The 11,963-nt window shown below is 63.9% G+C and carries 11 protein-coding genes; 8 read left to right on the top strand and 3 right to left on the bottom strand.

The window, feature by feature from the left end:
• Positions 1–867, bottom strand: an 867-nt coding sequence (locus DRF71_RS01985; RefSeq protein WP_112308940.1) for a substrate-binding domain-containing protein, incomplete at its 3' end; no start/stop codon positions are given.
• A 282-nt stretch (positions 868–1,149) separates the two neighbouring features.
• On the opposite strand from DRF71_RS01985, the gene DRF71_RS01990 reads away from it, so the two are divergent.
• The 8 genes from DRF71_RS01990 (at position 1,150) to mdoH (ending at position 9,523) form a co-directional block, all read left to right on the top strand.
• Positions 1,150–1,389 carry a hypothetical protein gene (locus tag DRF71_RS01990; RefSeq protein ID WP_112308941.1) on the top strand — a complete coding sequence of 80 codons (240 nt, stop codon included), beginning with the start codon at positions 1,150–1,152 and terminating at the stop codon, positions 1,387–1,389.
• 268 nt (positions 1,390–1,657) lie between these two features.
• Positions 1,658–2,542: a LysR family transcriptional regulator gene (locus DRF71_RS01995; RefSeq protein ID WP_112308942.1), complete on the top strand. Its 885-nt coding sequence runs from the start codon at positions 1,658–1,660 to the stop codon at positions 2,540–2,542.
• A gap of 171 nt (positions 2,543–2,713) precedes the next feature.
• A complete protein-coding gene (locus DRF71_RS02000) occupies positions 2,714–3,088 on the top strand; it encodes a pore-forming ESAT-6 family protein (protein ID WP_198672040.1) in 375 nt (124 codons plus the stop codon).
• A 99-nt stretch (positions 3,089–3,187) separates the two neighbouring features.
• Positions 3,188–4,618 carry a protein adenylyltransferase SelO gene (locus DRF71_RS02005; protein WP_408634523.1) on the top strand — a complete coding sequence of 477 codons (1,431 nt, stop codon included), beginning with the start codon at positions 3,188–3,190 and terminating at the stop codon, positions 4,616–4,618.
• A gap of 47 nt (positions 4,619–4,665) precedes the next feature.
• Entirely contained in the window at positions 4,666–4,878 is a 213-nt protein-coding gene (locus DRF71_RS27110; RefSeq protein WP_157970876.1) for a hypothetical protein, read from the top strand.
• Positions 4,879–4,920: 42 nt separating this feature from the next.
• Positions 4,921–6,195: an OpgC family protein gene (locus DRF71_RS02010; protein WP_157970877.1), complete on the top strand. Its 1,275-nt coding sequence runs from the start codon at positions 4,921–4,923 to the stop codon at positions 6,193–6,195.
• The gene (locus DRF71_RS02015) at positions 6,192–7,793 is read left to right on the top strand and encodes a glucan biosynthesis protein (protein ID WP_112308945.1); all 1,602 of its coding nucleotides are present in this window, start codon (positions 6,192–6,194) and stop codon (positions 7,791–7,793) included. Before DRF71_RS02010 ends, DRF71_RS02015 begins: the two co-directional genes overlap by 4 nt.
• A gap of 2 nt (positions 7,794–7,795) precedes the next feature.
• The gene (mdoH, locus tag DRF71_RS02020) at positions 7,796–9,523 is read left to right on the top strand and encodes a glucans biosynthesis glucosyltransferase MdoH (RefSeq protein ID WP_112308946.1); all 1,728 of its coding nucleotides are present in this window, start codon (positions 7,796–7,798) and stop codon (positions 9,521–9,523) included.
• Between the two features lie 165 nt (positions 9,524–9,688).
• Here the strand turns inward: mdoH and DRF71_RS02025 are convergent, their stop codons facing one another.
• On the bottom strand, positions 9,689–11,332 hold the full coding sequence (locus DRF71_RS02025) for a CTP synthase (protein ID WP_112308947.1): 1,644 nt from the start codon (positions 11,330–11,332) through the stop codon (positions 9,689–9,691).
• A 151-nt stretch (positions 11,333–11,483) separates the two neighbouring features.
• Positions 11,484–11,963, bottom strand: coding sequence for a preprotein translocase subunit SecG (secG, locus tag DRF71_RS02030; protein WP_112308948.1), 480 nt, complete (start codon positions 11,961–11,963; stop codon positions 11,484–11,486).

Below are 11,963 nucleotides of genomic sequence, written 5' to 3' on the forward strand. Positions count from 1 at the left end.
GGGATAAAGCGGGCGCGAGATCGGGTATTCGCCGGCCGCGATGGATTCCACCGAAGGAACCACGCCGTCGATGGTGGCGACGCGCAGCTTGTCGGTGTTGTTCTGGTAGAAGCTCAGGCCGAAGACGCCGATGGCGTTCTTGTCGGCGTCGAGGCGGGCCAGGGTCTCGGTATAGTCGCCGTCGATATCGACTGACACGCCGTCGGTGCGCAGCTTGTGGCAGCCTGCGGTTGCGGCCTTCTTCTTGGCTGCGTCATCGCCTTCAGCGGCAGCGAACCAGATGTCATAGGCGCCGGTGGCCTTGCAGCCGACTTCCAGCACTTTCTGGTCGAACACTTCGCGGGTGCCGTGTTTGGTGCCCGGGATCATCGCGAGAATGTTTTGCGCCGGGAAATCGGCTTTCACATCGGCCCAGGTCTTGTTGGTATTCGCGGTCAGCGCGCCGTCTTTCACGACTTCGGCGGCCAGAGCGTTGTACCAGTCGGCGGGGGTGAAGGCGAATTCCGGACCATCAACGGCCGAGGCGAAGACGATGCCGTCATAGCCGATGCGGACTTCGAGGATCTCGGCCACGCCATTGGCGGCGCAGAGGTCGATATCCGATTGCGAGATGCGCGAGGAGGAATTCGCGATGTCGATGGTGTTTTCGCCGACGCCTTCACACAGTTTCTTACGGCCGCCGCCCGAACCGCCGCCTTCGACAACCGGGGTCGGGTGGTCGAAATTCTCACCGAAAGCCTCGGCGACGATGGTGGCGTAGGGCAGAACGGTCGAAGAGCCCGACAGCTGGATCTGGTCGCGGGCATTGGCTGCCGAGGCAGTTGCAGCCATCGCAAGGACAGAGACGGCGAGTTTCACGGTTTTCATGGATCACTCCTGATGTGCAGACCGGCGAGTCGGCCTTCGCCAGCCGGGATATGCTGGTCTGGTAACGGCAATCCTGCATTTGTGTAACACCCTGATGACGATTTCGGCTTCCGGGGCAGTGTCTGGGTCTGTGCGGGTGATGCGGGGCGGGGGGTGCCGGGATTGATCAGCATAGATGAACACAGATGTCGATAAATCGGATCTGATGTTTGTGGATGCACGGGTCTATATCCCTCTCATCCGACGCAGAACAGCGTCACAGACACCCGAAAGGATAATAAAATGAAACGCTTCGCAACCATCGCCACCGCCGCCGCCGTGATCGCTGCTTCGACCCAGTTCTCGCTGGCCGCGCTGCCGGCTCCGGAAATCACCCGCGCCGCTCCGGAAATCATCGAAGTGCCGGCTGCCCAGGTCAAATCCAGCAAAGAGCGTCATCAGCTGGGTCTTGAGCGCACCACCCCGGTCGAAGTGACCAAAATCCCGGCCGGCCCGCGCGATACCAGCAAAGGCCGTGGCTGAGGCCCGGGATCTGATCGCGGATGCGGTCTGATGGGAAAAGGGGAGGCTGCAATCGCGGCCGCCCCTTTTTCATATCGGGCGTGTCAGCCCGGTGCCGGCCCGGTGCCTGGCAGACGGGACTCCGCCCTCGCGAGGGGAGGGCAGAGAGTAACATTGGTGTGACATTCGCGCTTTGCCGCACAGAGGCAACGCGCTGCCTCTGGTTGTCGGCAGGGGGGGGACTGCTTAAATCCGATCCATAAAACTCACCGGAAACCGGGAATGTGTAATGGATACGGCGGTTCTGCGCACTTATGTTCATATTATCGAGGAGGGCAGCTTTGCAGGGGCTGCCCGGCGGATGGGGGTCTCGCGCAGCCTTGTCAGCAAATATGTCTCGGATCTTGAGGCGCGGCTGGGCGCACAGCTGCTGACGCGCTCGACGCGTTCACTCAGCCCGACCGAGCTGGGGCGTTCCTATTTCGAACAGGTGCGCGCAATTCTGCAACATCTGGATGAGGCCGAGGATTCTGTCCGCCAGGGGGTTGGACGGGTGGCGGGTAAGCTGCGGATCGGTGCGCCGGTCTCCTTCACGCTGCAGGTGCTGAACCCGCATGTGATGCGCTTTATGGAAGCCTTTCCCGATGTGCGGCTGGACCTGTCGCTTGACGATGGCTGTGTCGATCCGGTCGCGGCGGGGTTTGACGCGACGATCCGGGTGGGGATGCTGGAAGACAGCGCGATGCGCGCCAGGCACCTGTGCCAGGTCGATACGGTGCTGGTCGCCTCGCCCGCCTATCTGGCCGAACATGGCTCGCCCGAAGAGCCGGCCGATCTGGCCGGGCATCGCATCCTTTATTACACCAATTCCAAAAGCGCCGGCACCTGGCCGTTCCGCCGCGGCGAAGAGGTGATCCATCAGAAGGTGACGCCCGCTTTTTCCACCAATAACGGCGATATGATCCGCACTGCCGCGCTGGACGGGCAGGGGATTGCGCTGACCGTCGGCTTTCAGGTGGCAACCGATCTGGCCGAGGGGCGTCTGGTGCCGATCCTGACCCGCTACGGGTTGCCGGAACTGCCGGTCAGTGTGATCTGGCCCACGTCGCGCAATATGAGCGCGGCGCTGCGCGCCTTTGTCGATTTCCTTGGCAAGAGCGATTTTCACGCCTGAGCCGGTCGGCGGAATGTCGCGGCAAATGGCGGTCAAGTAGCGAAATCCCGCTGCCTCAGGCTTCGGTGCAATGGGTTCCTGTCTTGCAGGGGGCGAAAGAGGATGTGAGTTTGCCCGGGTGTGGCGCCGCGATCCGGTGCCAACGTCCTGTCCAGAATTGTGGAGTTTGATATGCGTAAGTCTCTGGTTCTTACTTCGGCCGCCCTGGCGGTTTCCTTTCTTGCCGCGCCGGTGATGGCGCAGGGGATGGATGATGCCGTGGCTGCGGCGCGCAACCAGTTGGGTCTGCTGGAATATTGCCAGGCCGAGGGCCATATCGACGGCACCGCTGTCGAGACCCAGACCAAGATGATGGCGATGCTGCCCGCTGCGACCGATACCACCAAGGGCGACGAGGCCTATGCCAAGGGCAAGGCCGGCATGCTTTCGGTTGGTGGGGTCGAGCAGGATCTGACCCAGCTCGAATCCCAGGGCGGCAACGTGGCCGATGTCTGCAAGCAGATGGCCGATGCGCTGGCGACGGCTGCCGGGCAGATGGGCGGCTGAGCCGCGCCTGAGAGGATCTGGAAGGCCCCCTCCCGAGGGGGCCTTTTGCATTCGCGCCGTGCCGCGCTTATCTTGCGGCAAGGGCAAGCGGGGAGCATCCTGGTCATGCGGTTCGAGCACAGCTATATCACCGGGCTTCCCGGAACCTTCCTGCGTCACGATCCCGATGTCGCGCCGGCGCCGGCGCTGATCGCGCTGAATGAGCCGCTGGCCCTTTCGCTTGGGCTGGATGTGGCAGAGCTTGGCGCTGAGGGCGCGGCCTGGTTTTCCGGCGCGCTCCGGCCCGAAGGCGCCGATCCGGTGGCGCTGGCCTATGCCGGGCATCAGTTCGGTGGATTTTCCCCCTCGCTGGGGGACGGGCGGGCGCATCTCCTGGGCGAGTTCCGGGGGGCGGATGGCAGGCTTTGGGATCTGCAGCTGAAAGGCTCTGGCCGGACGCCATTTTCGCGCGGGGCGGATGGCAAGGCGGCGCTTGGGCCGATGCTGCGCGAATATCTGATTTCCGAGGCGATGGCGGCGCTTGGCGTCCCCACCACCCGCGCGCTGGCCGTGGTCACCACCGGCGAGCGGATCCCGCGCGATGGTGCGCTTTTGCCGGGCGCGGTGCTGGCAAGGGTGGCGGCGAGCCATATCCGCGTCGGCACCTTTCAGTTCTTCGCCGCGCGTGGCGATGGTGGGAAGGTGAAGGCGCTGGCCGATTATGCCATTGCGCGGCATTATCCGGAAATCCCTGATACGCCAGAGCGTTACCTCGCGTTCTTCGATCATGTTGCCACCCGCCAGGCGGCGCTGATCGCCGAATGGATGGGGCTTGGTTTCATCCATGGTGTGATGAATACCGACAATATGGCGATTTCCGGCGAGACCATCGACTATGGCCCCTGTGCTTTCATGGAGGCCTATTCTCCCGGCACGGTGTTTTCCTCGATCGACCGCCAGGGGCGCTATGCTTATGCCAATCAGCCGCTGATCCTCGCCTGGAACCTCGCGCGGCTGGCAGAGACATTGCTGCCCCTGATCGCCAGCGATGAGGAGAGCGGCGTGCAGATCCTGAACGAGCGGCTGGAGGGCATTGCGGGCCTTTACCGGCGCGAATGGCTGCGGGTGATGCGGCGCAAGCTGGCGCTGTCGGGCGAAGAGGCGGGCGATGGCGCGCTGATCGACGATCTGCTGACCGCCATGACCGGCGCCGACTGGACGCTGACCTTCCGCCGGCTGGCCGACTGGGCCGGGGGTAACCCGGTGCCGCTGAAAGCGCTGTTTGAGGATTTCACGAAGATGGAGGCCTGGCTGCCGCGCTGGCAGGCGCGGCTGGCTGCGGAGGCGCCCGCGCGCATCCGCGCCGCCAATCCGGCGGTGATCCCCCGCAACCACCGGGTGGAAGAGGCGCTTTCAGCCGCGACAGAGGGTGATCTGGCCCCGTTCCGCGCGCTGCTGGCTGCGGTGCAGAACCCATTTGCCGGGGCGGAGTATTACGCGCTGCCCGCGCCGCAGAGTTTCGGCCGCTATGTGACTTTTTGCGGAACCTGAAACCGGAAACGGTTCCATCACATCTTTTTTGCAGAGGCAGAATCCGCATGATCGGCGGAAAGCTGCACAAAGACCTGCCCGTTGGTCGTAGTTTCCCGCACGATCCGGTGTTTTCAAACACTTATCAGTTGAAGGAAATGTGCCGCAGCAGTATCGAATCGCCCGATGATCCCGATGCTGCGGGTGCGAAATACTGCGATTCGCACCCGGGGCAAAAGGGTCGCCCAGCAAGGCGGAAACCGGCGGTCAGGATGTCCTGACAGTCACGGGCTGCCAGCCAGCACAAGGTGCAGAGGCGCGACGTGAGCGAAAGACCAGTGACCGCCATTCCCACGGGAAACCTCACAGGCGGTGAGCGGCGGGAACGCGACATCAGGCTGGATTTCTTTCGCGGCCTCGCGATGATCGTCATCCTCATCGCGCATATCACCGACAACCCCTGGACCCTCTGGATGCCGGGCCGGTTCGGATTCTCGGATTCGACCGAGATTTTCGTCTTCTCCTCGGGCATGGCCTCTGCGCTGGCTTACGGGGTGATCTTTCACCGCGCCGGCTGGCTGGTAGGGACGGGGCGCATCTTCTACCGCATCTGGCAGGTCTATTGGGTGCATATCGGCGTCTTCCTGATCGCGGTTTTCGCGATGCTGTCGCTGAATATGTCGGGGATCATCCCCCGCGATGAGGTCGGCGCGCTGAACCTCTACCCCTTCCTGAAAAACACCGCGTCGAATTTCTTCGGGCTGATGACGCTGACCTATGTGCCGAATTATTTCGACATTCTGCCGATGTATATGGTGCTGCTGGCGCTGATTCCGGTGATGGTGGCGCTGGCAAAGATCGACCCGCGGCTGGCGCTGGCGGCCTCGGTCGTCCTTTGGCTTTGCGGCACCACCGGGAGCCTCTGGCTGCCGGCCGAATGGTGGTTTGTCAACAATTCGACCCGGCCCTGGTTCTTCAACCCCTTCGCCTGGCAGCTGGTCTTCTTCACCGGTTTCGCGCTGATGTCCGGCTGGCTTCCGGCGCCGCCCTTGCGGCGTGAGCTGGTGGTGCTGGCGCTGGCGGTGGTGATCCTGACCGTGCCTTTCGCCTGGCATGTGGTGATCGGCAAATCGACGATCCTGCAGGACTGGCGCAATGAATGGCGCCTGCTTTACGACAAGACCGGCTTTGGCCTGTTGCGCTATCTGCATTTCCTCAGCCTCGCCTATCTGGCCTGGGCGCTGGCGGGCGAAAAGGGCGCGCGGCTGCGCGGCCTGGCCGCCGACTGGCCGCGCCTTGTTGGCATGGTCACCGATATCGGGCGGCAATCGCTGGCGGTCTTTGCGGTGTCGATGGTGCTGGCGCGGGTGCTGGGCGCCTTCCTTTATCTCTTCGGCCCGGGCGTGATCGTGACGCCGGCCATCAATCTTACCGGCATCCTGCTGATCTGGCTGACGGCGCGCATCGCCGCCTGGTTCAAAGGGCAGGGCTGGAAACGCCATATGAGCGCCACTGCCGCACCCGATCCGGTGCCGGTCCAGGCGCCGCAATTGCATGAGACCGGCAGCGTATTGCCGGCTCAGGGAGCCAAGGCATGACCACGACCCTATCCGATCTTTTCTCCACGGGCGCGCTGAACCGGCGCGGCGCGCTTGGCCTGGCGCTGGCCATCGCGGCGGCGGGGGTGCTGCCGCGCTCTGCTCGTGCCGAAGAGCTGTCAGAAGGCGGAGCCGTCACGCCCGAAGGCGTCAAGCTCGGTGCGGCCGAACCCTTTGCCGATGGCATGGTCGAGGCCCTGGCCCGCGCCATGGCCGAACAGCCCTATGAGGCACCGGCCGAGATTTCGCCGGAATGGAAGGGCCTGACCTATGACCAGATCCGCGAGATCTGGTTCGATGGCAAACATGCGGTGTTTGGTGCATCGGAAAGCCCGGTCCGGGCCGAGATGTTCGTGGCGGGTCTTTACCAGCATTATCCGGTCGGGATTTACGCCGTCTCGCAGGGCGAGGCGCGCGAGATCCTGTTCGACTATGACCTGTTCGTGCGCACCGACCGTTTTCCCGAACTCCCGGAAACCGGCACCGGTTTCTCCGGCTTCCGCCTCACGGGCGAGATCGAGACCAAAGGCAGCTTCCAGGAATATGCCGTCTTCCAGGGCGCGACCTATTTCCGCGCGGTGGCAAAGGGCCAGCAATACGGGCTTTCGGCACGCGGCTTCGCGCTGAACACCGCCTCGCCGGATCAGCCCGAGGAATTCCCGCTCTTCCGGCGTTTCTGGATCGAAGAGGGCAAGCTGCATGACGAAGAGGCGGTGGTCTGGGCGCTGATGGACAGCCCGTCGGTTACCGGCGCCTATCGTTTCGCGATCCGCAAGGGCGCTGTCACCACGATGGATGTCGATGCGGTGATCTTCCCCCGCGTGACGCTGACCGCGCCGGGGCTGGCCTGCGGCACCTCGATGTTCCTGTTCAACGATATGAACCGGCTGGCTTTTGACGATTTCCGCGAAGGCGTGCATGACAGCGACGGGCTGTTGGTGGCGACCGGTGGCGGCGATCTCTTGTGGCGCCCGCTGAACAATCCGAAATCGGTCGAGACGTCCTGGTTCGGCGATGAGAACCCGCGCGGTTTCGGCCTGATGCAGCGCGCCCGCGACCCGGGCAGCTATAACGACTTCGCCGCGCATTATGAGCGCCGGCCGTCATTGTGGGTCGAACCCAAAGGCGATTGGGGCAAGGGCTCGGTCGTGCTGGTCGAGATACCGGCGGATAAGGAAATCTACGACAATATCGTCGCCTTCTGGCGCCCCGAGGCCCCGATGGAGGCCGGAGCCGAGACCCGTTTCGCTTACCGCCTGCACTGGGCCGATGGCGCGCCGCCGGTTGACGGCGAAAAGGCCCGGGTGATTGCGTCGCGCCAGGGCGACCGGGTGTTCGAAGACGGCCGCATGTTCGCGATCGACTACGAGGCGCATCCGGCGCTTGGGTCTGATCCGGGAGCGCTGGAGGCGCGCGTGACCACCTCGGCGGGTGAGGTGACCGGTACGCTGATCCAGAAAAATGTCGCGACCGGCGGGATGCGGGTCGATGTGACACTGATCCTTCCCGAGGAGAATGCGGTGGAACTCCGTGTAGAGCTGTGGCGCGGTGGCGTGACCATGGTTGGCGAAGTCTGGCTTTATCGTTGGGTGGCCTGAACATGTCCCGTGCCTTTCGTCCGCAATATGGCTTCCGTCCGGTTACGCTGCCGGCGCCCTTGTCGATGCCCGATCAGGCGCTCGACCGGGCATGGCATGACCCGGCCGCGCGGGAAGGCGGGCCGATCCGCAGCCATTCCCGGCTGGCCCGCGCCGCCGTTCTGATTGTGCCGCCGCCTTTTGCCGCCGGTTTCGGCTATACGACCGGCAGGGTTCTGGCGGCGGATGGTGCCTTTACACCCGCTGATCTGATGCTGGCGGTGCTGTCGGGCTTTGCGGTGTTCTGGATGGCGATGTCGGTTGTCTCGTCCTTCTTCGGCCTGTTCTGGCGTGCGCCGGCCAAGGCCAATGCGGCTGCGCCGGGTCTTCGGATCGCGATCCTTTTGCCGATGTATGGCGAGGATCCGGAGGCGACGCTGGCGCCCTCGGTCGCGCTGTTGGACAGTCTGCGGGCGCCGGGCCATGCGCATCGGTTCTCGCTGCATGTGCTCTCGGATACAAGGAATGGCCGCGCGGCGCTGGATGAGGCGGCTTTGGTTGCGAAACTGACCGCGAGCCGCCCGGATCTGGCGATCACCTATCGCCACCGGCTGAAGAATACCGATTACAAACAAGGGAATGTCCGCGACTGGATCACCCGTCAGGGTGCGGCCTATGATGCGGCGCTGATCCTTGACGCGGATTCTGTGATGGGGCGCGAGACGGTGCTGACGCTGGCGGATACGCTGGTCGCCGATCCCGGCTGTGCGCTGGCCCAGACCCTGCCGATCACCGGCGCCGGCGAGAGCCGCTGGCAGCGGCTGCAAAGCTTTGCCAGCCGCGTTTACGGTGGCCCGCATGGGCGTGGTTTCGCGATCTGGACCGGCTCGGACGGGAATTTCCTTGGCCATAATGCGCTGGTGCGGATGAAGGCTTTCGCGACGAATTGCGGGTTGCCGCATCTGCCGGGGCCCCGCCCGATGGGCGGTGTGATCCAGAGCCATGATTTTGTCGAGGCGGCGCTGCTGCGCCGGGCCGGCTGGGGTGTGCGGATCATCCCCGAGGCGGCAGACAGCCATGAAGAGGCGCCGTCGAACCTGCTGGCGCATATCAAGCGCGATGCGCGCTGGTGCCAGGGCAATCTGCAGCATATGCGGCTGTTGAAAGTGCCGGGGCTGCATTGGGTGTCGCGGCTGCATTTCCTCTCGGGCGCCATGGCCTATATCGGCTCGGTGCTTCTGGTGATGATGCTGGTTCTCTGGGCGATGGCGGATCAGGGCCGGAGCGGTCAGGCCACCGACCGGATCGAGATCTGGCTGGCGGCAACGGTGATTTTCCTCTTGTTCGCGCCCCGGGTGTTTGGCGTGGTCGATTACCTGCGCCGGGTGGGCGTGGCGAAGGGCAAGCGGCTGGGGTTCCTGAAGCTTTTGCTTGTCGAGACCGCGGTGGCGGTGCTGTCCGCGCCGGTGATGATGCTGCACCATGCGAAGATCATTTTCCGCGCCCTGACCGGCGCCGATACCGGCTGGCCGCAGCATATGACGGGGCGGATACCCCTGAAGGCCTTGTTGAAGTTCCACGCGGCGGAGACGGGGCTTGGCGTGATGCTGAGCGCGATGATCGCGCTTGGCATGCTGAGCATCTGGTTCCTGCCGGTGGCGGTGGGGCTCTTGCTGGCGGTGCCGGTTTCGGCCTGGGTTTCGGAACCGGCTGGTGATCTGGCGGTGGTGCCGCTGAGCGCTGAGCGCTGATTTTCTCTCAGAGTGGCAAATGAAAAAGGGCGGCCCGGCAGGGTCGCCCTTTTGCTTTTGGCTGGCCGGGGAGGGGGCGCTGCCCCCGCCTGCGCCTTTGGCGCAGCCCCCCCCGGGATATTTCCGGACAGATGAAAGGGGCGGCGTTCCGCTCAGACGAGCGGTTCAGACGAGGCGGCCGCTGTCTTTGGCGGCGCGAACGAAATCTGCGAAAAGCGGGTGAGGCGAGAAGGGTTTCGATTTCAGCTCCGGGTGGAACTGGACGCCGATGAACCAGGGATGGCCTTGGACCTCGACAATCTCGGGGAGTTTGCCGTCCGGGGACATGCCAGAGAAGGTCAGGCCGCATTTTTCCAGCTGGTCGCGATACTGGATATCGACCTCATAGCGGTGGCGATGGCGTTCCTCGATCACAGTGCCGCCATAGACTTCGGCGACGCGCGAGCCTGCCGCCAGCTGCGCGGTATAGGCGCCGAGGCGCATGGTGCCACCCTTGGCATCGGTGGCTTTGCGGCGCACCTTGTGATTGCCCTGCACCCATTCCTTGAGGTGATAGACCACCGGAACGAAGCGTTTCTCGCCTTTCTCGTGATCGAATTCTTCCGAGCCGGCGCCCTCGATCCCGGCGAGGTGGCGGGCGGATTCGATCACCGCCATCTGCATGCCGAGGCAGATGCCGAGATAGGGCACGCCTTTTTCGCGGGCGAACTGGGCGGCCTTGATTTTGCCTTCGGTGCCGCGCTCGCCAAAGCCGCCGGGGACGAGGATCGCATCATAGTTTTCCAGCCAGGCGGCGGGGTCTTGTTTTTCGAAGAGCGTCGAGTCGATCCATTCGGCGCGTACCCGCACCCGGTTCGCCATGCCGCCATGGGTCAGCGCCTCGGCAATCGACTTATAGGCGTCTTCGAGCTGGGTATATTTGCCGACCACCGCAACGCGGACCTCGCCCTCGGCATTGTCCAGACGGTCCATCACGTCTTCCCAGCGGTCGAGATTGGGGCGGGGCGCCGGGGCGATGCCGAAAGCGTCCAGCACGGCCTGGTCAAGACCGGCGCGGTGATAGGCCAGCGGCGCCTCATAGATGGATTTCAGATCATAGGCGGGAATCACCGCATCCTGGCGGACATTACAGAAAAGCGCGATCTTCTCACGCTCCCGGTCCGGGATCGGGTGTTCCGAGCGACAGACCAGCACGTCAGGCGCGAGGCCGATCGACTGCAATTCCTTGACGCTGTGCTGGGTGGGTTTGGTCTTAAGCTCGCCGCTCGCAGCCAGGTAGGGCAAGAGCGTCAGATGCATCAGGATGCATTCGCCACGCGGGCGTTCATGGATGAACTGGCGGATGGCCTCGAAGAAGGGCAGCCCCTCGATATCGCCGACGGTGCCGCCGATCTCGCAGAGCATGAAATCGACCTCATCCTCGCCGATGCGGAGGAAGTCTTTGATCTCATTGGTGACATGCGGGATCACCTGGATCGTCTTGCCGAGGTAATCGCCGCGACGCTCTTTTTCCAGCACATTGGAATAGATACGACCCGAGGAGATCGAATCCGTCATCCGGGCCGAGACGCCGGTAAAACGCTCATAATGGCCAAGGTCGAGATCGGTTTCGGCGCCGTCATCGGTGACGAAGACCTCGCCATGCTCGAAAGGCGACATCGTGCCGGGATCGACATTCAGATAGGGGTCGAGCTTGCGCAGCCGCACCGTATAGCCGCGCGCCTGCAACAAGGCCCCCAGAGCCGCAGATGCGAGACCTTTCCCGAGCGACGAAACCACGCCGCCGGTGATGAAAATGTATCGCGCCATTGGGGACTCCCGCAGTTCTGGAAACAGGCGATTCGGATCGGTGGAATCGCATCACCACGGGACTCGGCAAATAGCCTGATACGCCCCAAAACGCAACCACCTGCCGCAAGATCCTGTTTGCGGCAGGTGTGACCCGTCAAGGGATGGTGGATCAGTTGGCCGGTTGTGCCGGTTCCGTTTCCGCCGGAGGCGGTTCGGCCGGCGGTGCGGCGGGATCGGTGGCGGCGGGCTGAGCCGGAGCGGTTTCAGCGGGCGCCGTTTCGGCCGGCGGTGCGGCCGGATCGGTGGCGGCGGGCGGCGCGGCAGGGTCGGCGCTGCCGGCAGCAGGTGGCGGCATCATACCCGAAATACCCGGGTTTCCGCTCTCGCCTTGTGTGGCCGGGGGCAGAACGCCATCAACCACCGAGCTGTTTCCCGAGCCGCGCGTGGCCAGCACGGTCAGCGCCAGCGAGGTCACGATGAAAGCACCGGCAAGGATCCAGGTCAGTCGGGTAAAGCCATTTGGCTTGGCCCTGGCCTGCATATTGCCGCCGCCAGAGAGCAGCGCGGAGCCTTCGCTTTTCTGGACCAGCACCACCCCGATCAACAGCAAGGCAAGGATCAGGTGGATTGTGAGAACAAAGGTTTCCAT

It is taken from the genome of Pseudogemmobacter bohemicus (assembly GCF_003290025.1).
Taxonomy (GTDB): Bacteria; Pseudomonadota; Alphaproteobacteria; order Rhodobacterales; family Rhodobacteraceae; genus Pseudogemmobacter; species Pseudogemmobacter bohemicus.

Coding starts and splice junctions, on each gene's coding strand:
- DRF71_RS02025 (WP_112308947.1), bottom strand. CDS start 11,332: ATGGCGCGATACATTTTCATCACCGGCGGCGTGGTTTCGTCGCTCGGG.
- DRF71_RS01990 (WP_112308941.1), top strand. CDS start 1,150: ATGAAACGCTTCGCAACCATCGCCACCGCCGCCGCCGTGATCGCTGCT.
- mdoH (WP_112308946.1), top strand. CDS start 7,796: ATGTCCCGTGCCTTTCGTCCGCAATATGGCTTCCGTCCGGTTACGCTG.
- DRF71_RS02015 (WP_112308945.1), top strand. CDS start 6,192: ATGACCACGACCCTATCCGATCTTTTCTCCACGGGCGCGCTGAACCGG.
- secG (WP_112308948.1), bottom strand. CDS start 11,963: ATGGAAACCTTTGTTCTCACAATCCACCTGATCCTTGCCTTGCTGTTG.
- DRF71_RS02000 (WP_198672040.1), top strand. CDS start 2,714: ATGCGTAAGTCTCTGGTTCTTACTTCGGCCGCCCTGGCGGTTTCCTTT.
- DRF71_RS01995 (WP_112308942.1), top strand. CDS start 1,658: ATGGATACGGCGGTTCTGCGCACTTATGTTCATATTATCGAGGAGGGC.
- DRF71_RS27110 (WP_157970876.1), top strand. CDS start 4,666: ATGATCGGCGGAAAGCTGCACAAAGACCTGCCCGTTGGTCGTAGTTTC.